We start from the raw sequence: 21,075 nt of genomic DNA, 5'->3' as shown, positions 1-21,075 counted from the left end.
CTTGCGGCATTCTTGAGGCGTTCGGCGGTGCCGTGCGCCTGGACCCCGCCTCGGCGATCGGAGGTGCCGCCTCGGCGGGGTCCGGGTCTCTCATGTCTCAGGCGGCCATGGTCTTGATGATCTCGGTGGCATTGCCTCCGGCCTTGCGCAGCACGAAGCCGACGAAGCCCAGGGCGGCCAGGGTGAGGACGAACATCACCGTCGACATCGCCGCGACCTCGGGGCGCAGGGCCACGCGGACGGCCGAGAAGATGTAGACCGGCCAGGGCGTGTAACCGGGCTGCTGGACGAAGCTGGAGAGGATCGTGTTGTCGAGGCTGACGGTGAACGACATCAGTGCCCCGGCGAGGATGCCGGGAGCCGCGATCGGCAGGGTGATGTCCTTGAACCGGTTCCACGGGGTGGCGCCGAGATCCGCGGCGGCGTCCTCGAGCTGGGTGTCGATTCCGGCCAGCCGGGCCCGGACGATGAAGGTCACGATCGCCATGGAGAACATCGCATGGGAGATGATGAGTCTGACCAGGCCGTTGTTGAGCGGGGTGATTCCCCAGTCGACGCCGACGGTGACGAACCACGGCAGGAACGAGATGCCGTCGACGATCTCGGGTGTGACCAGTGTCAGCCCGAGCACGGCGGTCAGACCGAGCGCCCACCAGGCGCCCCTCGGCGCCCGTGCCAGTGCCACCCCGCCCAGGGTGCCGAAGATCGTCGAGACGATCGCCGTGCCCACAGCCGCCTGAAGGCTCGTGACGATCGAGGAGATGATGATGTCGTTGTTGATTCCGCTGATGTAGGCGTGCAACCCGAAGCCGCGGAAGTTCGCGAGCACCTTGCCGTTGTTGAACGAGTAGGCGATGATCACCGCGATCGGCACGAACAGGTAGACGAAGACGAGGATGCCCCAGATGTGCAGACCGATATCGGTCGGGGTCCGGCGGGCGAATGTGTTCTTCTTCGGCATCTCAGGCCCTCCCATCCTGCAGCGGCACACTGTTGAGTCTGGCCGTGATCGTCTGTCCGAGCTTGAGCAGCGCGAATCCGACACCGACGACGACCAGGGTGGAGATGATGAGGATCATCGCCATGGCCGCGCCGACCGCCCAGTTCTGGGCGGTGTTGAACTGGTTGGCGATGAGCTGGCCGACCATCGACCCGCTCGCTCCGCCGAGCACGGTGGCCGTCACATAGTCACCGTTGAGGGGGATGAACACGAGCAGACAGCCGGAGACGACGCCGGGCATCGCCATCGGCAGGGTCACGCGCATGAAGGTCTTCACCTTCCCTGCGCCGAGGTCGTAGCTGGCCTCCCGCAGCCTCTTGCCCGAGGCATCGATGGCCACGAAGAGGGGCAGGATCATCAGCGGCAGATAGTTGTAGACGACACCGATCTGCACCGCTGTGCGCGTGTAGAGGATGTCGAGGGGCCCGTCGAGCATCCCGATGCTCTGCATCCAGTTCGAGAGGAAACCGTCGGGAGAGAGCATGATCTGCCACCCGAGGGTCCGGACCAGGAAGTTCGTCCAGAACGGCACCATCACCAGAGCCAGTGCCAGGGACCTGCGGGCCGGCGAGACCTTCACCGCCAGCCAATAGGAGAAGGGCAGGGCGATGAGCAGACACAGGATCGTGCCGAGGATCGAGATCCGCAGAGTCGCGAAGAACGTCGATACGAAGCTGGCCGACATCGCCTCCGGGTAGCGGTCGAAGGACAGCTTGTCGGTGGCGATGGCGGTGAACTCATCAGGTTTGTATCCGAAGCTGTAGAAGATCACCAGGGCCAGGGGAATGATGAAGAAGAAGACGACATAGGCCCAGGTGGGAAACGACAGCGCCGAGGCTCCGAAGAGCCGTGAGGCGAGCGGTTGCTTCGTGGGCGCGGTCTCCCGTGTCTCTGCGGGCGGCTGCTGTTTCGGTCGCGCGGTCGTGCTCATGCTCCACTCCTGGCCTGGGCATCGGTGAGAATCTTCGTCCGGATCTGATCGGCCGGGGTCTGCTTGCTGGGTTCGAGACGGTCGAGGACCTTCTGCGGGGGGAAGATGAGGTCCGGTTCGTCGAGGTCGGCCTTCTTCGCCTGTTCCTCAAGCCCCTTCGTGCCGATCGGGTAGCCGATGTAGTCGAGCTGCTCGACCGCGGTGTCCGGGGACAGCATGTGGTTGATGAAGGCGTGTGCCGAATCCGGGTGCGGGGCGCCTGTGGCGATCGCCCAGCAGTCCATCCACAGATTCGCCGAGGGGGTCGGGAATACGAACTTCCAGTTCTCCGGATCCTTGATCTCGGTCAGTCCCTGCCGGGCATCGCCGTTGTAGGAGTGCAGGAGGGTGAAGCTGCCTTGGATCATGCTGGTGGCGGCGCTGCCGACATAGGCCTTCACGTTCGGGGCCAGCTGGTCGACGATGATATCGCGAGCCTTGTCGAGTTCGCCCTCGTCTTCGGTGTTGAGGCTGTGGCCCGAAGCGGCCAAGGCGATCGCCGCGACCTCCCAGGGATCCTCGAGCAGCGCGGTCGTGCCGGCGGCTTCCTTCTGTGCAGTGTCGAGGAAGTCCTGCCAGCTCGTGAGCTCCCGGTCGATCTTCTTCGTGTTGTAGACGAACCCCGTGGTGCCCCAGGCCTTGCAGATTGAGTACTTGTTGTCGGGGTCGAAGTACTGATGCGTGAAGTTCGGGTCCATGTGCTCGAAGTTCGGGATCAGACTGAGGTCGAGTTCCTGGAGGAGATTGTGATTGAGCATCTGCGGGATGTTCGCCCCTGTCGGCACGACCACGTCATAGCCGGAGGTGCCGCGTGAGGTCGACAGCTTCGCCACGAGCTCCTCGTTCGACCCGTAGGAATCGACCTGGACGAGGATGTCGTTCTGCGATTTGAAGGCTTCGAGGAGTTCCGGATTGTCGTAGTCACCCCACGAGTAGAGGTTGAGCTTCGGTTCGAGCTTGCCGTCGGTCGGCGGTGACGCCGCCATCTTCGTCGTCTTCCCGCAGGCACTGAGCGCACCGAGGCCGACGACTCCGAATCCGGCCAGCAGCGCTCGCCGAGTCAGCCTCGCCGAGGCGGCCCGGGGAGCCAGGAAGGTCACATCGGGAATCGTTCGCGTCATCTCAGGCACCGCCTTCGAAACCGTAGACGGCGACCGCATCGGCGTCCCAGCTCAGGTCGACTTCGGCGTCGGCGGCGAGGAGCTCGTTGCCGGCGGCGGGGACACGGGCGAGGAGCTCATCGTTGTCGCCGACGACGATCATGTACTGGATGACATCGCCGAGGAAGGACGTCGAGATCACCTTCCCGCGAGCGGTGTTCGGTCGGCCGGTCTCCTCTCCGGCCGGGGCCACGCGCATCCGCTCGGGGCGGATGGCCGCCCGCACCCTGTCTCCGACGCTGAGCGTGCCGGCTTTCCCCGCCGCCGAAGCGGGTCGCAGGTCCAGCGACGGGGTCTCCATGACCGTGCTGTTGGCCGAGACCATCTGCGCGGTGCCTCCGTCGGTGGAGGTCACCTCGGCGGGGATGAAGTTCTGTTTGCCGATGAAGCCGGCGACGAAGCCGTTGTGGGGATTCGCGTAGATGTCCTCACCGGAACCGACCTGCTGGATCACACCGTCGTACATGACGACGATGCGGTCGCTCATCGCCAGCGCCTCGTCCTGGTCGTGGGTGACGAAGACGAAGGTCGTGTCGAGCTTCGTGTGCAGACGTTTGAGTTCGAGCTGCATCTCCTCGCGCAGCTTCCGGTCCAAGGCGGACATCGGCTCGTCGAGGAGGAGGACCTGGGGTCGGTTGACCAGGGCACGGGCCAAGGCGATGCGCTGCTGCTGTCCGCCGGAGAGCTGCTCGGGTTTGCGCCCGGCGAAGTCCTCCATCTGCACGAGGGCGAGGACGTCGCGGACACGCTGAGCGATCTCGGGTTTGGGCACCTTCGCCTGCTTGAGTCCGTAGGCGATGTTGTCAGCGATGTTCATGTGCGGGAACAGCAGATACGACTGGAACACCGTGTTGACGGGGCGCCGGTGCGGCGGCAGCCCGACGATGTCCTTGCCGTCGAGGTAGATGTGGCCGTTGGTGGGATGCTCGAAGCCGGCGATCATCCGCAGCAGGGTGGTCTTGCCGCAGCCGGAGGGGCCGAGCAGTGAGAGGAACTCTCCCCGGCGGACGCTCAGGTCGAGGCGGGCGATGGCGGTGTTCTCGCCGAAGACCTTCTTCACGCCCTGGATCTCGAGGTGGTCGAGTCCGGTGTCGGGCGTCGTTTCGGCGGTGGCTGTGCTGGTCATGATGGCCTTTCGTCTCAGGCGGAAGCGGAGCTGGTCGTTGCGGGCGGCTGCGATGTCTGCGGCGCGGTCTGCGATGACAGGGCGTCGTGGACGAGGCGGCCGTTGCTGATGGTCAGATCGTTCGTGATGTGCGCGATTTCGTCGGCCGGGAGATCGAAGGGGTTCGCGCTCGCCAGGGCGAGGTTCGCCCGCTCGCCGAGGCGGATGACGCCATTGGACCGTGAGCGCAGCAGGTGGGCCGATCCGGAGGTGTAGGCCCGCAGCGCCGTCTCCACGTCGAGGGCCTCCTCGGGCAGCAGGGGCGAGATGTCCGCGGCGGTGGGGTGGGACCGGTTGACGGCGACGTGGATGGCCTCCCACGGATTCGCGGTCGACACCGGCCAGTCCGAGCCCATCGCCAAGTGGGTGCCGGCCGAGGCGAAGGAGCCGAAGGGGTAGAGCCAACCGGTGCGTTCCTCGCCGAGGACCGGGATGTTGAGGTCGATCATCTGCTCGTCATAGCAGGCCCACAGCGCCTGCAGGTTCGCGGTGATCCCCAGCTGCGCGAAGCGCGGGACGTCGACGGGATCGACGACCTGGACATGGGCGATGTGGTGGCGGGCCTCGGCACGGGGCGAGGCGATCGCCGCGAAGGCGTCGAGGGCCGCTCTGACCGCGGCATCGCCGATCGCGTGGCAGTGGATGTCGAAACCGGCCGCGTCGAGGGCGGCGAATGAGGCTTCGAGGTGCTCGCGGGTGAAGTAGCTCGTGCCGAACCCGCCGCAGGTGCACGTGTATTCCGTGTTCATCGCCGCGGTGCGGGATTCGACGATGCCGTCGAGCATGAACTTCACCGAGGTGGCGCGGAAGCGGCCCTCGCTGCGGGCCCGGGCGGTGAGTTCGGCCACCTCGGCGTCGATGTCCGTGACCTCGCGCGGCCACCACAGGCTGCCGACGACCTCGGAGTGCAGTTCCTCGGAGGAGGCGGCGCGGACATAGGCGTCATAGGGGTCGCGGTGCCCTCCGTAGTCGCCGACGATGGCGTCCATCCACGCGGTGACGCCGAGGGAATTGAGGTAGTTCTGCCCGGCGAGCAGGCCTGCGTGGACCTCGGCATCGGTGGCCTCGGGAACGTGGGCGGAGACGAGGTCGATCGCCGATTCGTGAAGACACCCGGTCGGAGTGCCGTAGTCATCGGCGACGATGATGCCGCCAGCCGGTGACTCGGTCGCGGCGTCGATCCCGGCCACGGTCAACGCCGCTGTGTTCACCCACGCCGAGTGGTGGTCGGCACTGAGCAGGAGGGCGGGCCGGTCCGGGCAGACTGCGTCGAGGATGTCCGCGGTCGGAGCGCCTCCGGGGAAGTCGGCCATCGACCATCCGCCGCCGATGACCCAGTTGTGTGCAGGGGAGGAGTCGGCGTGTGTCGCGGCGATGTGGCCGCGGATGAGGTCGAGGGTTTCGGCGAGGCCGTCGGCGCTGCTGAGATCGCAGGACAGCGACTCCTGCCCGCCGAAGGTCGTGTGTACGTGAGCGTCGACGAAACCGGGGGTGAGGAGCCTGCCGGTGGCGGTGATGGTCCGGTCCGCCGGCACCTGTGCCGGTCCCGTGGCGATCTCGGTGATGATGCCGTCGCGGATGCTCACGCGATTCTCGGGCCGGATCGTGCGCCCGTCGAAGATCGTGACATCGAGGATGTCGAGGTCCACTGCTGCCTCCCGACTGCATTGTCGAAGCTTCGGCGGGGCCGCGGAGTCCGCGCCCGCCGAGTGTCATTTTCGGTCCGGCGGCACGAGAGCCGCAAGAGCCCGCGTCCAGCCGTTACCTGTTCGTTTCACTGTCGGTGACCGAGCCCAGCGTGTGGTCTGAGTCACTGATGAGAAACGATAGCGGAAGTTCATGCCGGAATCCACTGATTCCGTTGCGTGAGACAGTTCAGGCTGATTGTTTCTTTCTTCGATGTGCTGATGACCGCTGAATCAGTGTGAACGCGTGCGTTTTTCGAAAAGCGCGTGGTGCCGCGCGGGACGGTCGCTGAGCGCGCTTGTCGCCGGGCGGGGCGGGGATGAATGCACGAGTGGTCACAGTGCCGAAGGGGACCGAACGAATTCGTCCGGTCCCCTTCGGCACTGTGACCACAGGCGGTGTGCGCTGCGAGATCAGCCGGGGAAGGTCTGCCCGGTGAGCTTCTCGAAGGCTTCGATGTAGCGGGCGCGGGTCTTCTCGACCACTTCGGCGGGCAGCGCCGGGGGTGGAGTGTCCGAGGACTTGTCCCATCCGGACTCGTGGGTCAGCCAGTCGCGGACGAACTGCTTGTCGAAGCTCGACTGCGTCTGCCCGGCCTCGTAGCCCTCGGCGTCCCAGAAGCGCGAGGAGTCCGGAGTGAGCACCTCATCGCCGAGGACGAGCGTGCCATCGGGCAGTGTGCCGAACTCGAACTTCGTGTCGGCGAGGATGATCCCGCGTTCGCGAGCGATCGCTTCGGCGCGCTGATAGATCTCCACGGTCAGCTCCCGCAGCCGCTCGGCGGTGTCCTCACCGACGGTCTTCGCGACGGCATCGAAGCTGACGTTCTCATCATGATCGCCGAGCTCGGCCTTCGTCGCCGGAGTGAAGATCGGGGGTTCGAGGCGATCGGCCTCGACGAGCCCGGCCGGCAGGCGGATGCCGCACACGGATCCGGTGGCCCGATAGTCGGCCATGCCCGAACCGGTGAGATAGCCGCGGGCGACGCATTCGACGGGGAACATCGACAGGTTCTTCACGATGAGGCCGCGACCTCGCACGGGCTCAGGCACATCGGAGCTGATGACATGGTTGCCGATGATCTCGGCCAGCTGATCGAACCACCACAGGCTCAGGCCCGTGAGCACCTTGCCCTTGTCCGGGATCTCCGAATCGAGCACCCAGTCATAGGCGGAGATCCGGTCCGAAGCGACCATGAGCAGCGATTCGGCGGTGGCCGCATCGGCGGCATCTGCAGGAATGTAGAGGTCACGGACCTTGCCCGAATACACGTGCGTCCAGCCCGGCAGCTGCGGGGCCGAGGAGGGGGCGGGCTGCTCGGGAGCGGGGTAGATGTCGGCGAGGGAGATGCGGCCGGCGGCGGCCGCCTCGGCGATATCGGTGCGGTGCTGCTCACCGGGCCATTTGATCTCCTCGATCGCTGAGTACGCCCGCGCCCGGGCATCGTCGAGATCGGACCCGAGCGAGACGACGGAGAGCACGCGTCCGCCGGCGGTGACGATGTCACCGGCCTCGGCGATGTCCTTCGTGATCACAGCGTCTTCGGGAGCGAAACCGCCGCTGGAGCCGGTCGCAATCTTCGTGCCCGCGTGCTGCACGCTGATGTCCTCGAGCGTTTCCGCGGTGTCGAGTCCGCGGATGATGTCACCGGTGCTCGGGGCGCCCGGGTAGTTCTCCGCGGCCATGACCACGGTCACCGAGGCGCGCGGATCCCATTCGAGATCACCGACCTCGTCGAGGCGGCCCTCTGCGGCGGCGAGCAGGGTCTGGCCCAGGGGGCTGCGCAGGCGGGCGAGTACGGACTGGGTCTCCGGGTCGCCGAAGCGGACGTTGAACTCGACGACGCGCAGACCCTTCGACGTCATCGCCAGTCCGCAGTAGAGGAGGCCGGTGAACGGGGTGCCGCGGCGGGCCATTTCGTCGACGACGGGCTGGGCGACGGTGTCGATGATCTCCTCGACGGTGCCGGCAGGCAGCCACGGCAGCGGCGAATAGGCGCCCATGCCGCCGGTGTTCGGGCCGGTGTCGCCGTTGCCGATGCGTTTGAAGTCCTGCGCCGGTGCCAGCGGAACGGTGCGCTGACCGTCGCAGAGGACGAAGAGGGAGACCTCGGGGCCGTCAAGGAAGTCCTCGATGACGACCCGGTCGGAGACCTCGAGACACGACGAGGCGTGAGCGATCGCCGCATCGAAGTCGTCGGTGACGACGACGCCCTTGCCGGCGGCCAGCCCATCGGCCTTGACCACGTGCGGGGCGCCGAACTCGCGCAGCGCCGCAGAGGCCTCAGCGGTCGAGTACGCGACCACGGTGCGCGCCGTCGGCACGTTCGCGGACTCCATGATCTCCTTCGCGAACGCCTTCGAGCCTTCGAGCACGGCGGCTTCGGCACTGGGGCCGAAGACCGGGAACGAGGCTTCGCGCAGGGCATCGGCGACACCGGCGACCAGCGGAGCCTCGGGGCCGATGACGACGAGATCGACGTCGAGGGACTCGGCCAGGGCGGTCACGGCCGCGGAATCCGAGGCATCGACCGCCTCGGTGTGGGCGATCTGCGCGATCCCGGGATTGCCGGGCGCAGCGATGACGGCGTCGACCTGGGGGTCGCGCGAGAGAGCGAGGACGAGGGCGTGTTCACGGGCGCCCGAACCGATGACAAGAACCTTCACGCCACCAGCCTAAAGGGTCGTAGGCTGGAGTGCGTGACCAGTTCGACTTTCACCCCCACCGAGGCGGCCGAGCTCGCCGTCGTCATCCGTTCCGATTTCATCGAATCCCGGCACATCGGCTCCGCCGTGGTCGTCGACCCGCACGGATCGCCGGTGCTCGGGGTCGGCGCCCCCGAGGTCCCCGTGTTCACCCGCTCGAGCCTCAAACCGCTGCAGGCGATCGCGGCGATGAGCCTCGGGGCCGAACTGCCCGGGCCCGCGGCGGCCCTGGCCGCGGCCTCGCACAAGTCCGAAGCCGGGCATGTCGAGGTGGTGTCGAACATGCTCACGGCTGCCGGGCTGAGCGTCGCCGACCTGCAGTGCCCTTCCGCCCATCCCGCAGACGGTGCCTTTCGGCGTCAGCTCCAGGACGACGCTCGGGCCGCCGGGGCCGCGGACACCGATCCGCGCTCGCCGCTGTACTTCAACTGCTCGGGCAAGCACACGGCGTTCCTCGCCGCAGCCCGCGCCATCGGTGCCGATACGTCCACCTACCTGCACCCCGACCATCCGGTGCAGCAGAGAGTCGCCGAGGTCGTCGACGCCTTCGCTTCGGAGACGCCGGCCGCCGTCGGCGTCGACGGCTGCGGGGCACCCGTATTCGCGCTCAGCCTCACCGGCCTGGCCCGGGCCGTCGGCCGAGCGGTGCGCACCGGCCACGCGCGTGCCGACGAAGGCGCCGCCTCGGCGAGGGAGGAGGACTGGACCGCCTACGAACGCGAAGCGCGCACCCTCATGGGCGCGGTCTTCGCCGACCCGTGGGCCATCGAAGGCCACGGACGACCGAACACCACGGTCATCGAGCGTCTCGGAGTCTTCGCCAAGGGCGGAGCCGAAGGCGTGATCGTCATGGCCGCGAAGTCCGGGCACTCGGTGGCGGTGAAGTGCCTCGACGGGTCCTCCCGCGCCACCGGCCTCGTCGCTCTCACCCTGCTGCAGCGGGCCGGCGCATTCGACGGGGACGACGGCGCCGCCTCGGTCAGCGAAGAGGAGATCGCTGCGACGGTCGCCGCGATCACGGACCCGGTCACGGGCGGAACGGATTCCGAGGGGCGGACGAGCGTTGTCGGACGGCTGGAGCTCGGGGAAGATGTTGCCGAGATCGGTGAGAGGAAGAGGGACTGATGGCGATTCGCAGAAGGATCGACCCGGATCAGGGGCGCAGCGCACTGGAGATGTGGTCGAAGCAGACGACGCTCGACGCCGGCACGGTGGACAGGACGACCCTGGCGACCGCCGTGCGATTCGCGCTCGAGGAGCTCGCCGCCCGCGCCGAAGGCAACAGCGTCGAAGTCCGGGTTCCGCCGTTCGGGGTCACCCAATGCATCGCCGGGCCCCGTCACACTCGCGGGACCCCGCCGAACGTCGTCGAAACCTCCGCCGAGGTGTGGCTGGACCTTGTGACCGGTCGCACGGACTTCGCGTCCGCGCTCGCCGCCGGCGGCATCGACGCCTCCGGCACACGAGCGGATCTCGGCGATCACCTTCCCCTCTTCACTCCGGCAGATCTCGAGGATCGACGATGAGCGCGCAGATCACCCAGACGACCTCCTTCATCGGCGGACGGCACGTGCCCTCGCTGATCACGTATCCGAACAGCGATCCGGCCACCGGCGGGCACCTGGGCGATGTCTCCCGCGCCGGTGCCGACGAAGTCGACCGGGCCGTCCGAGCGGCGGCGAAGGCGCAGAAGGAATGGAAGAAGTCGAGTCCGGGGCAGCGGTCCCGGCTGCTCGTGGCGACCGCGGCCGTGATCGGGGACCACCGCGACGAACTCGCGCGCCTCGAGTCCGAAGACACCGGCAAACCGCTCACCCAGGCCTACGCCGACGTCGACGTCTGCGCCCGCTACTTCGAGTTCTACGGCCACACGATCGAGTCCTACTACGGGCGCCAGATCCCCATGGCCGATGACATGCACGTCTACACCAGGCGCGAACCCTTCGGCGTCACCGGGCACATCGTCGCCTGGAACTACCCGCTGCAGCTCATCGGCCGAGCCGCCGCAACCTCGTTGGCCACAGGCAATGCCGCCGTGGCCAAACCCGCCGATGAGACACCGCGGTCGACGGTCCGGCTGGCCGAACTCATCCACTCCGTCGGCTTCCCGGCCGGAGCCTTCAACGTCGTCACCGGCCTCGGTGCCGAGGCCGGGGCGGCCCTGAGCTCGCACCCGGACGTGGCGCACCTCGGCTTCGTCGGATCGACGCAGACCGGATCGGCGATCGCCCACGCCGCGGCAGATCGGGTTGTGCCGACTGTGCTCGAACTCGGCGGGAAATCCGCGAACATCGTCTTCCCCGACGCCGACATCGACGCGGCCGTCCCGTCCCTGCTGCGCTCGATCATCCAGAACGCCGGGCAGACCTGCTCGGCCGGCTCCCGACTTCTCGTCCACCGCGACGTCCACGCCGAGGTGGTGGAGAAGATGACTGCGACCATGTCGTCGGTGACCATCGGCTACGGCCTCGACGACCCGATGCTCGGGCCCCTGATCTCGGCCGACCAGCACGAGCGGGTCCTCGGATTCCTCGCCGAGGTGGGTACCGGATCCGGGACGGCAGGTGCCGGGTCTGCGGGGTCGGGTGAGATCGTCACCGGCGGTGTTCGTCCCGAGGGCCTGGCCGATGACCTCGCCGAGGGGGCGTTCATCACCCCGACCCTCATCGATTCCGTCGACCCGCAGTCGCGGATCGCTCAAGAAGAGGTCTTCGGCCCCGTCGTCGTGACGATGCCGTTCTCCGACGAGGACGAAGCCGTGCAGTTGGCCAACGGCACCGACTACGGCCTCGTCACCGCACTGTGGACGCAGAACATCTCCCGCGCCCACCGTGTGGCCGCCGAGGTCGACGCCGGACAGATCTTCGTCAACACCTACGGAGCCGGCGGGGGAGTGGAGCTTCCCTTCGGCGGGTTCAAGAAGTCCGGGTACGGGCGCGAGAAGTCCATCGAAGCCCTTGACGAATACACGCAGACGAAGACCGTCGCCATCAAGCTGTGACGGTGTGGGTGCCCGCTGACCGGAGACCGCCGGCCGACCGGGGCGGGAACGGGGTGCGTCGATGACCTTCCCCGTGCTCGGCCTCGTCCTCCTCGCCTCGGTCGCCCACGCCCTGTGGAACCTCGCGGCGAAGTCCGTCACCGGCAAGGGCTACGCTTTCGTGCTCGCCTACCATGGGCTCTCGGCGATCCTCCTCGTCCCGATCGCGATCATCATCATCGCCTCCGGGAGTCAGCCGCTGAACTGGACGCTGGTGGGCGCTGCCGGGCTGAGCGCGGTGTTCCACATCGCCTATTCGGTGGCCCTGCAGTCCGGCTACGATCACGCGCCCTTGGGCGTCGTCTACCCGACGGCCAGGGGCACCGGGCCGGTGGTGACGATCATCATCGCCGTGGCCTTCCTCGGCGAACGTCCCACCCTCGCCGAGGCGCTCGGAGCCTTCACCGTCATCGCCGGCATCGCTGTGGTGACCATCCGTCCCCGCGGCGGAGGCAAGGCCCCCACGAGCGGATCCGGGCTGCGCCGCGGGCTCGCCTGGGGCGGGCTGATCGGGGTGTTCATCGCGTCCTACACGCTGTGGGATGACTTCGCGGTCAATCACATCAGCGACTCCCCGCTGCTCTACTTCGCCGTCTCCGAAGCCTGCGTCGGGCTCCTCATGACCGCCGGCATCGTCGGCCTGCCGGGAGGTGCGAGCCGACGTGCCGACTTCCGCAGCATCCTCCGTGAGCACAAGCGTGCCCTGGTGACCGTCGCGATCCTCTCACCGCTGGCGTATGTGCTCGTCCTCTACGCGATGCAGCAGGCCCCTGTGGCGCTCGTGGCTCCCGTGCGAGAGACCTCGATCATCGTCGGCACGCTGCTGGCCTGGTGGTTCTTCGGCGAGAAGAACGTCGTCCTCAAGCTCCTCGGAGCGCTCATCGTCGTCTCCGGCATCGGGCTCATCGCCCTCGGCTGACGACCCGGCACCCACGTCCCCGGCGCTCACCGGGTCCCGCCTCCGCTGACTCGGCAGCCACCGGCGGCACCCACCTCCCCGGCAGGTGGGCGGGACGGCGGAGCGCCGGAGCGTCCTGCACAGTGCCGTTCAGCGGCGGCGGGCGGGCTGTCGTCTCGTCACCCGCACAACCCGAACCGGGCACACGGCGTGCGAGAGCACTCCCTGCGAGGTCGAGCCCAGGACGGTCGAGACGAATCCGCCGCGACCACGGGAACCGATGACCACGAGTTCGGCGGTGTACGTGGCGGACACGAGCACCTCGGTGGCGGGGGCGTCGAAGATCGAATAGCGGACCTCGAGGTCGGGGAAGTCTCCCCGAAGGGACTCGGCGGCGGCTTCGTAGGCCTTCGCCGCCTCGTCGTACATCCTGATCAGGTGCTTCTCGCTCGGCATCCATTCGGGCGAGAGGATGTGCGTGGCCGTGACGCCGACGAGCCGCAGCGGAAGCTGGTAGACCGCCGCCTGCGAAGCGGCCGCCCGCAGCACCGGAGTGTCGGTTTCGAAGGGGTCGACGGCGGCGACGATCTCACCGGAGAAGTCCGGCCGCGCACGGATGTCCTCCGCGGCGGTTCGATGATTCTTCACCCGGACGGGATCGTCGACCGGCAGGGGAGTCGACGGCATGACCCGAGTCGGCCAAGTGCTCGGGACGACGACGGTGGGGCAGTGCGAATGCGCGGGCATCGCCAGTGCCACGGACCCGAGCAGGCGCCCGGCGAACCCGCCGCGACCGCGGGCGCCGACGACGGCGAGGTCGGCGTTCTTCGAATGCTCGACCATGACCCCTGAGGCGTCGCCGGGAACGATCGTCGTCGACACGGGGACTCCGGATTCGGTGACCGTGGAGGCGGCCGCCTCGGCGATGGTCTCAACGGTCTTCTTCACGGCCGCATCGAAGTCGGCGGGATAGACGATATCGGCCTGGCTCATGTTGACGCCGGGGACGGCGTAGGCGGAGACGAGTCGGATCTCGGCGGAGGTCTTCTGCGCGTGAGCGATTGCCCACTGCAGTGCGCAGTCCGCATTATCGGAACCGTCGATGCCGACGATGATCGTGTGTGCCATGTCTGAACCCCTGTCTGCTGTGACCGTCCAACTGGATGTGTTCAGTTTATGGGAACCGGCATGAGACTGCCTGGGAGGAGGCTCAGGGTGACTCGACTAGAATGTTCGCGACCTGTTGTGCCGGGGCCCTCTCCGGTGAACCATCGGCCGTGAGCGGCCCCCTCGCCCAAGGAGATCATGAAGGACCAGATCGACGTCGCCGTCCGCCGCAGCCCCAAGTATTCGGTGTTCATGGGCATCGGTGCGGTGCTCGGCGTCATCGTCGCGGGAGTCCTCGCGATGTTCGTCGACCCGGCGGACATGCCGATGGGCTACACCGTGGCCAAGGGGGTGGGACTCCTGCTGCTCGTCCTCGGCGTGGGCGGGCTGTTCATCGGCGGGCTCATCGCTCTCATCCTCGACTGGGCCGGCAGGAAGCGGGCGAAGGAGTTCCGGGTCGACGCGCAGATCGACATGGTCGATGACCCGAAGGAGATCGCTCGCCGTCGCATCGCCGAAGCCCGCGGTGAGGATCCGGATGCCGCAGCCGCACCGGCGGTCGAAGCCGCAGCGGATGCGGACGGCACGGTCGCGGTCGAGGGCGGAGCCGCCTCGGCGAATGCGGATGGCGCACTCGAGGTCGAGGACACGACCGACAACGGGGGAGCCGGGCGCGGACCCGCCCCCGATTCCACAGTCTGAGTCGGAGGCGGAGCTCGGTCGCGGGTGTGAGACAATTTCACTCGTGGCAAGACGAGACGGGCAGCTGACACACGAAATCGACCCCCAGGACCGCGGACCGCAGGACGAATGCGGTGTGTTCGGAGTCTGGGCCCCCGGCGAGGAAACCGCCAAACTCACCTACTTCGGGCTCTACGCCCTGCAGCACCGCGGACAGGAGTCCGCCGGCATCGCTGCCAGCAACGGCAAGCAGATCCTCATCTACCGCGATATGGGTCTGGTCTCGCAGGTGTTCCACGAACGCGATCTCGAACTCCTGCAGGGACACATCGCCGTCGGGCACACCCGGTACTCGACGACCGGAGCGCCCTCATTCGAGAATGCTCAGCCCACGCTGGGACCGACCCCGTTCGGCACCGTGGCGCTGGCCCACAACGGCAATCTGACGAACTTCGACACCCTCGAAGCCATGGCCGATTCCCGTCGCGACCACGCGACGAAGGTCGTCGAAGAGGCGACGAAGAAGACCTCGCGCACTCGTCCCTTCCGCGACTCCTCGAACGACACCTCCCTGGTCACCGAACTCTTTGCGACCGAGCAGGGAGAGAACCTCACCGAGGCGGCGCTGAGTCTGCTGCCGCACGTCGAAGGAGCGTTCTCGCTGGTCTACATGGACGAGCACACCCTCTACGCCGCCCGCGACCGGCACGGGGTCAGGCCCCTGTCGTTGGGCCGGCTGGAGAACGGGTGGGTCGTGGCCTCGGAGACCGCGGCACTCGACATCGTCGGGGCGAAGTTCGTCCGCGACGTCGAACCCGGTGAACTCATCGCCATCGACGAGGACGGGCTGCGCTCCCACCGCTTCGCCGAACCCGATCAGGCACGCTGCGTCTTCGAATACGTCTACCTCGCCCGTCCGGACAGCCTCCTGGCCGGCAAGAACGTCCACGCCGCTCGGACCCAGATGGGCCGGCAGCTGGCCGAGGAGTACCCGGTCGATGCCGACCTCGTCATCGCCACCCCCGAATCGGGCACGCCCGCGGCCGTCGGCTATGCCGAAGCCTCGGGCATTCCGTTCGGTCAGGGGCTGATGAAGAACGCCTATGTCGGACGCACCTTCATCCAGCCCTCGCAGACCCTGCGGCAGCTGGGCATCCGGCTCAAGCTCAACCCGCTGCGGGAGAACATCGAAGGCAGACGCCTCGTCGTCGTCGACGATTCGATCGTGCGCGGCAACACCCAGCGGGCGCTGGTGCGGATGCTGCGGGAGGCCGGTGCGAAGGAGATCCACGTCCGCATCTCCTCCCCGCCGGTGAAGTGGCCGTGCTTCTACGGCATCGACTTCGCCACCCGGGCCGAGCTCATCGCCAACGGGCTGACGACGAATGAGATCTGCGAGAACCTCGGCGCGGACTCACTGGGCTACATCTCCTTGGACGGCATGATCGCCGCCACCCAGCAGGAGCGCAGCCAGCTGTGCACCGCGTGCTTCTCGGGCGAATACCCGATTCCCGTCAACAACACCACTGCCGACAAAGGATGCTGAGTTGAGTTCCGACGCGAACCCGCAGGCCACCGCGCCGAAGTCCACCACCTATGCCGCCGCCGGCGTCGACGTCGAGGCCGGAGACCGCGCCGTCGAACTCATGAAAGCCGCCGTCTCGGCGACCCACAATGCCAATGTCGTGGGCGGAATGGGCGGATTCGCCGGCCTCTTCGACGTCTCCGTGCTCAAAGACTTCGACCGTCCGCTCATGGCCTCGTCGACCGACGGAGTCGGAACGAAGGTCGCCATCGCACAGGCCCTCGATAAGCACGACACCATCGGCTATGACCTCGTGGGCATGGTTGTCGACGACATCATCGTCTGCGGGGCACGGCCGCTGTTCATGACCGACTACATCGCCTGCGGCAAGGTCGTGGCCGAACGCATCGCCGACATCGTCCGCGGAATCGCCGATGCCTGCGCTTCGGCCGGAGTCGCCCTCGTCGGCGGCGAGACCGCCGAACACCCGGGTCTGCTCGGCGTCGACGAATACGATGTCGCCGGTGCCGCCACCGGCGTCGTCGAAGCCGCCGACCTGCTGGGGCCCGAGAAGGTCCGTGACGGGGATGTCCTCATCGGACTGCCGTCCTCGGGCATCCACTCCAACGGCTACTCCCTCGTGCGCCACATCATCGCCGAGGCGGGCTGGGGACTGGACCGACAGGTCGAGGAATTCGGCCGCAGCCTCGGTGAGGAACTGCTCGTTCCCACCCATGTCTACACTGGTGAACTCGCCGCCCTCTTCGACGCTCTGCCCGGTGCCGTGCACTCGGTCTCCCACGTCACCGGCGGGGGACTGTCTGCCAATGTCGCCCGTGTGCTCCCGCAGGGACTGGTGGCGAAGATGTCGCGTGCCTCGTGGGAGTTCCCAGCCGTGTTCTCCGTGCTCGGGGACCTGGGCGGAGTGCCGCAGGCCGATCGCGAACGCACGTGGAACCTCGGCGTCGGCATGGTCCTCGTCGTCGACCCGTCCGCGGTCGATGGTGTGCTGGCCGCAAGTCCCGGTGCCTGGGTGCTCGGTGATGTCACCGCCGATGACGGCGCACTGGCCTCCGAGCCCGACTACGTCCAGGGTGCGAAGGGCGTCGACGGCGGCGCCGCGATCCTGCAGTAGGTCGACGCAGCCGTCGGTGGTCCGCCGACTGTCGCGGCCGACTGGTGCGGCGCCGCCGGCCGCCTGTACGGAGCATCCCTCACCGGTGGCCTCACACCCGCGTGTTCCTCCACGCCGGTGTGAGGCCAACGGTGGGTGGTGGCCGGAACTGTAGGCGATGAGGGCAACGGTGAAGGATGCCTCGACGGGCGTCTGCCGGATTCGGCGGGCGATGACGGGGCGGGCCGCCTCCTCGGCGAGGGACTGCCCCAGCGCGGAAGTGCGTGCGCGTACGACAGAGGGCGGGAACCGAAGTCCCCGCCCTCAACGAAGTCGTTTCAGCCGCTCGCGACTGGAGTCATCCGCACTCAGTCGTCATCGTCTTCGTACTCGTCATCATCGTCGACGTTGTACTTATCGGCGTAAGCGGAGTAGTCGGGTTCGTCGTCGTACGGATCGGACGACCCAGACTTGCGCGAGTCGGCGCCCAGCTCCTGCTGGAGTCTATTAAGGTCGGTATCCGGGCTGTAGTACTTCAGCTTCCGAGCTACCTTGATCTGCTTTGCCTTTGCGCGGCCGCGACCCACTGGCGTGACCCCCTCCGTCGTCATTGGGGCTCTGGCCCCGGACTAGATCTCTGCTATGCGCTTAAATCCTACCTGTTCGTACTGGGAAGTTCCATTTTGCGAACCGACCTTGGATAGGCTGAGTCCATGGCCTACCGTCGCGATTATGTCGTCACCCTGCGGATCTTCGAACCTCTTGTCGTGCATTCCGAATTGCAAGACAGGCAGGTAGAAAGCAATCGGCAGCGGGTCGAAGAACAGATCTCCCGAGACGCCGACAAGCGCCTGATCTCCCTGCCGCCGAGCCCCGTGGCCGATTCTTTCCGCCGCACTCCCGTCTTCCTCCCGGCGTCTCAGTCATCGGACGGAGTCGATCGCTTCTGCCCCGCGCAGGAGGACATCCGCGGGTGGGAGGCCCTCGAATCGCTGGCCGAACACACCTCGAAGGCGACCCTGGATATCATCGCCCCGAAGTCGGTGCGGCGGCGGGCGGCCAGTCGCCGTGCCGAATGGCTGCAGGACGCGAAGGACACCCGCATCTTCACCCGCGTCTCGGCGTGGGATGTGCCCCCGGCCTGGTGGCTGTTCTTCTCCCTGAGCGAAGACCAGATCATCGCCGATGAAACCGAAGCAGGACTGCGTGTGTACATCCGCACGGACATCCTGGCCGCCTCGGCGCGCATGGAATGGGCCGCGGAGACGATTGCGGACAATTCGAAGGTCGTCGACATGGTCGAACAGACCTCGGCCCTGGCCGAGTGGGTCGACACCTTCGACATGAACTCGATCCTCGAGCTCGATCTCGGCGGAATGTCCGATGTGCTGTGGCCGACCGAGGCCCCCGAACTCGTCGACTCCTGGGTCACCGCGCTGAGCAACGACGATCACGAGTCCGCTGTCACCGCCTTCCAGAAGTACGCGGCCAGCTGGGAGCAGCTCAACCTCTACGCCCGCAGCTCCTGACCTCCCTTACTACCTCACGGCGGCCCAGCAACCTCGCGCCAAGTTGCTGGGCCGCCGTGAGGTAGTTCTGGGCGGATAGGATTGTCTGCGAATGATCCGCACCCGAGAGGACGAGCCCGAAGCGTATGGACGATAAGAAGCGTCGTCTCCTGACGAGACAGGACCCGGCCGCCGAGAGATCGACGGCGGGCCGGTTCGTGGGCGGCCGGGCGCACTCCGAGAACACGGGCGCGGGCAGCCCCAAGCCGCCAACTCGGGTGAAACCGCTGTCGAAGCTCGGCATCGGCTGGCGCGTCGTCGTCCCGGCTGCGGCCCTCGTCGTCCTCACGTGCGGTCAGTTCCTCAACACGAACGACTTCTTCCCACTCGGATCGCTCACCCGGTACGCCACTGCCAAAGACCTCAACGGCACCGTCGGCTCCACCTGCATCGCCGCCCAGTTCCCCGGCGAGGACGAGCCGCGTCGCCTCGGCTTCAACGCGGCGACCGTCGGCATCGAGCGCGGTGACGTCGAATCCCAACTCGACCGGGTCATCGCCCACCCCGAACTCATGCAGTCGATGGCCGATTCGTACGTGCGGCTGCACCCGCTTGAGCCGAAGCCGGAGACGATGATCCTCTGCCGGACCACCACGCAGCTGAAGAACGGCCTGAGCGTCGGCGAACCCGAAGAGACGACGCTGGCGACCTGGGAGGTCCGATGAGTCGCACCCCGACATTGACGACCACCCCCGCCGAGGCGGGACCGCGCAACCCGTTCCTGCGCTGGTTCATGCCCGAGGTCCCCCTCGCCCGAGCGGCCGTGTTCCGCGTGTTCGTCTACGTCTTCATCATCATCGATGTGCTCACCATCTCCGGTGACGTCATCGCCCACGGGTGGACGCCCGAGTTCTACCAACCACTGTGGCTGGCTCGCGTCCTCCACATTCCCGCCGTCGGCGTCCTCGGCGCGCAGCTCCTGCTGGCCGCCATCATCGTCTTCTCCCTCCTCGCCGCGGCCGGGATCGTCCAGAGAATCAGCGGTTGGGCGGTGGCGATCAGCTTCGGCGCGTGGATGTTCTACACCCAGGGCTACGGCTACGTCGCCCACGATCACATGGCGCTGGTCATCGCCGCCTTCGTCCTGCCGACGATCGGGCCCGCACGCTTCCGCGATGTCGCGACCACCTCGGCGCGGGCGGGTTGGGCGCTCAGGGTCGTTCAGATCTCGGTCGTGCTCACCTATTTCTACTCGGTGCTCATGAAGTGGGTCGCCTCCGGCAACATCACCCATTGGGCCAATGGTGCGGTGATCATCTGGGCGCTCATGCGCCGCGGGGCCGAATGGTCGAAGCCGTTCCTCGAGGTGCCCGGCCTCCTCATCGCCGCACAATGGGCGACCCTGGTCTTCGAGTTCCTCTCCCCGGTCGCCCTGTTCCTCAAAGGCCGATGGCTCTATGCGGTCGTCGCATTCTTCTGCCTCTTCCACCTCATGACCTACCTGGCGCTGGGCATCCACTTCCTGCCGACCGTCATCTGCTGGGCGGCGTTCCTGCCGCTGGAGAAACTTGTTCCGAAGCGCTTCACCGGCACCCACACCGCCTAATCAGCGGCGCCGTCGACCCGGCTGAGCGCGTCGATCACAGCACGCACCGCGACACGTTCTGCCGTGTCCGGTCGCATCACCGCAACGATCCAACGCGTCGTGCTCACCCCCGTCAGCGGCACAAGTGCCAACCCCGCATCTCGCGGCGTCGTGAACCGGGGGAGGAGCGCGACCTGGTCCGAGGAGGCGACGATCGCTTCGATGAGCCGGTTGTCCCGGATGCGTTGGACGACGTCGAGGTCGTGACCGGTGAGATGCTCGATCGAGGTGAGGATCGTGTCGAAGGGGTATCCGCGGGGCACCCCCACCCAGCGACAATCGACGACATCGTCCGGGGCCAGCTCGGCTCGATCGGCGAGCCGATGGTCGACGGCGAGGGCGACGTCGATGGGTTCGCGCGCGAGCGGAACGACGGTGAGTCCGTCGGTGCCGATGGGACGTTCGGCGACGAGGCTGTGCGCGACGACGATGTCGACATCCCGAGTCAGGCCCGCGAATTCGTGTTCGGCGAGGTCGACGTCGTCCATGCGCAGGTCGATCCCCTGGTGCTCCCGGCGCAGCCGTCGCAGGGTGTCAGGGAGGAGATAGGTGAGCGCGCTCGGCAGTCCGGTCAGGGTGATCTCTCCGACGGCCTCGCCGAGGTGGCCCTCCCACTGCGCCTGCACGCGGGCGAGCGTGCGGGCCACGTCCCGCCCGCCGTGGGCGAGCAGACGTCCCGCGGCGGTGAGCGTGAGTCCGCGTCCGGCGGGTTCGACGAGAGTGCGGCCGATATCGCGGCTGGCCTGCCGCAGCTGCTGCGAGACGGCCGAAGGGGAGCGGTGCGTGACGTCGGCGACGGCAGTGACACTGCCGTACTCGTCGAAGAGGCGCAGCAGTTCGAGATGCCTCGGATCGATGTTCATGAAGCCAG

General features: G+C 67.3%; 19 protein-coding genes. 10 read left to right on the top strand and 9 right to left on the bottom strand.

Features of this window, described 5'->3' with window-relative positions:
• Positions 1–97 precede the first annotated feature (97 nt).
• The 6 genes from ACPUD7_RS13375 to purD all read right to left on the bottom strand — a co-directional run bounded on the left by ACPUD7_RS13375 (position 98) and on the right by purD (position 8,647).
• Positions 98–961 (bottom strand): ABC transporter permease, encoded by an 864-nt coding sequence (locus ACPUD7_RS13375; protein ID WP_135537466.1) that lies wholly within the window; start codon positions 959–961, stop codon positions 98–100.
• 1 nt (position 962) lies between these two features.
• Complete coding sequence (locus ACPUD7_RS13370) at positions 963–1,931, bottom strand: ABC transporter permease (protein WP_135537465.1); 969 nt, start codon at positions 1,929–1,931, stop codon at positions 963–965.
• Positions 1,928–3,091 carry a polyamine ABC transporter substrate-binding protein gene (locus ACPUD7_RS13365; protein WP_135537464.1) on the bottom strand — a complete coding sequence of 388 codons (1,164 nt, stop codon included), beginning with the start codon at positions 3,089–3,091 and terminating at the stop codon, positions 1,928–1,930. Before ACPUD7_RS13365 ends, ACPUD7_RS13370 begins: the two co-directional genes overlap by 4 nt.
• Before the next feature lies 1 nt (position 3,092).
• Positions 3,093–4,256, bottom strand: coding sequence for an ABC transporter ATP-binding protein (locus tag ACPUD7_RS13360; RefSeq protein ID WP_425120191.1), 1,164 nt, complete (start codon positions 4,254–4,256; stop codon positions 3,093–3,095).
• A 14-nt stretch (positions 4,257–4,270) separates the two neighbouring features.
• Positions 4,271–5,944, bottom strand: a complete 1,674-nt coding sequence (locus ACPUD7_RS13355; protein ID WP_425120190.1) for an amidohydrolase — start codon at positions 5,942–5,944, stop codon at positions 4,271–4,273.
• Between the two features lie 450 nt (positions 5,945–6,394).
• Positions 6,395–8,647 (bottom strand): phosphoribosylamine--glycine ligase, encoded by a 2,253-nt coding sequence (gene purD / locus ACPUD7_RS13350; RefSeq protein WP_425120189.1) that lies wholly within the window; start codon positions 8,645–8,647, stop codon positions 6,395–6,397.
• A 33-nt stretch (positions 8,648–8,680) separates the two neighbouring features.
• On the opposite strand from purD, the gene ACPUD7_RS13345 reads away from it, so the two are divergent.
• From ACPUD7_RS13345 to ACPUD7_RS13330, 4 genes are all read left to right on the top strand, one after another.
• Positions 8,681–9,811, top strand: coding sequence for an asparaginase (locus ACPUD7_RS13345; protein WP_425120188.1), 1,131 nt, complete (start codon positions 8,681–8,683; stop codon positions 9,809–9,811).
• Complete coding sequence (locus tag ACPUD7_RS13340; protein ID WP_135537459.1) at positions 9,811–10,212, top strand: sterol carrier family protein; 402 nt, start codon at positions 9,811–9,813, stop codon at positions 10,210–10,212. The genes ACPUD7_RS13345 and ACPUD7_RS13340 overlap by 1 nt, the downstream gene beginning before the upstream one ends.
• Positions 10,209–11,687, top strand: a complete 1,479-nt coding sequence (locus tag ACPUD7_RS13335) for an aldehyde dehydrogenase family protein (protein WP_425120187.1) — start codon at positions 10,209–10,211, stop codon at positions 11,685–11,687. The genes ACPUD7_RS13340 and ACPUD7_RS13335 overlap by 4 nt, the downstream gene beginning before the upstream one ends.
• Before the next feature lie 61 nt (positions 11,688–11,748).
• Positions 11,749–12,645 (top strand): EamA family transporter, encoded by an 897-nt coding sequence (locus tag ACPUD7_RS13330; protein WP_425120186.1) that lies wholly within the window; start codon positions 11,749–11,751, stop codon positions 12,643–12,645.
• Positions 12,646–12,774: 129 nt separating this feature from the next.
• Here ACPUD7_RS13330 and ACPUD7_RS13325 read toward each other — a convergent pair whose 3' ends face one another.
• A complete protein-coding gene (locus ACPUD7_RS13325) occupies positions 12,775–13,752 on the bottom strand; it encodes a universal stress protein (RefSeq protein ID WP_135537456.1) in 978 nt (325 codons plus the stop codon).
• Positions 13,753–13,929: 177 nt separating this feature from the next.
• On the opposite strand from ACPUD7_RS13325, the gene ACPUD7_RS13320 reads away from it, so the two are divergent.
• The 3 genes from ACPUD7_RS13320 to purM are packed head-to-tail and all read left to right on the top strand — an operon-like array spanning position 13,930 to position 17,072.
• Positions 13,930–14,433, top strand: a complete 504-nt coding sequence (locus ACPUD7_RS13320) for a hypothetical protein (protein ID WP_425120185.1) — start codon at positions 13,930–13,932, stop codon at positions 14,431–14,433.
• Positions 14,434–14,476: 43 nt separating this feature from the next.
• Complete coding sequence (gene purF / locus ACPUD7_RS13315; protein ID WP_425120184.1) at positions 14,477–15,958, top strand: amidophosphoribosyltransferase; 1,482 nt, start codon at positions 14,477–14,479, stop codon at positions 15,956–15,958.
• A gap of 1 nt (position 15,959) precedes the next feature.
• Complete coding sequence (gene purM / locus ACPUD7_RS13310) at positions 15,960–17,072, top strand: phosphoribosylformylglycinamidine cyclo-ligase (protein ID WP_425120183.1); 1,113 nt, start codon at positions 15,960–15,962, stop codon at positions 17,070–17,072.
• 347 nt (positions 17,073–17,419) lie between these two features.
• Here purM and ACPUD7_RS13305 read toward each other — a convergent pair whose 3' ends face one another.
• Positions 17,420–17,638, bottom strand: a complete 219-nt coding sequence (locus ACPUD7_RS13305) for a DUF3073 domain-containing protein (RefSeq protein ID WP_135537453.1) — start codon at positions 17,636–17,638, stop codon at positions 17,420–17,422.
• A gap of 126 nt (positions 17,639–17,764) precedes the next feature.
• Between ACPUD7_RS13305 and ACPUD7_RS13300 the strand changes: the two genes are divergently transcribed.
• The 3 genes from ACPUD7_RS13300 (at position 17,765) to ACPUD7_RS13290 (ending at position 20,165) form a co-directional block, all read left to right on the top strand.
• Positions 17,765–18,580: a hypothetical protein gene (locus tag ACPUD7_RS13300; protein ID WP_135537452.1), complete on the top strand. Its 816-nt coding sequence runs from the start codon at positions 17,765–17,767 to the stop codon at positions 18,578–18,580.
• A gap of 125 nt (positions 18,581–18,705) precedes the next feature.
• The gene (locus ACPUD7_RS13295; protein WP_425120182.1) at positions 18,706–19,284 is read left to right on the top strand and encodes a hypothetical protein; all 579 of its coding nucleotides are present in this window, start codon (positions 18,706–18,708) and stop codon (positions 19,282–19,284) included.
• A complete protein-coding gene (locus ACPUD7_RS13290; protein WP_425120181.1) occupies positions 19,281–20,165 on the top strand; it encodes a hypothetical protein in 885 nt (294 codons plus the stop codon). The genes ACPUD7_RS13295 and ACPUD7_RS13290 overlap by 4 nt, the downstream gene beginning before the upstream one ends.
• Here ACPUD7_RS13290 and ACPUD7_RS13285 read toward each other — a convergent pair.
• On the bottom strand, positions 20,162–21,067 hold the full coding sequence (locus ACPUD7_RS13285; RefSeq protein WP_425120180.1) for a LysR family transcriptional regulator: 906 nt from the start codon (positions 21,065–21,067) through the stop codon (positions 20,162–20,164). The genes ACPUD7_RS13290 and ACPUD7_RS13285 overlap by 4 nt on opposite strands.
• Positions 21,068–21,075: the final 8 nt, after the last annotated feature.

The sequence above is a fragment of the Brevibacterium sp. FAM 24630 genome (genome assembly GCF_049804075.1).
Classification (GTDB): Bacteria; Actinomycetota; Actinomycetes; order Actinomycetales; family Brevibacteriaceae; genus Brevibacterium.
The sequence above is the reverse complement of the archived record's forward strand: the minus strand, read 5'-3'. Positions and strand labels throughout refer to the sequence as shown.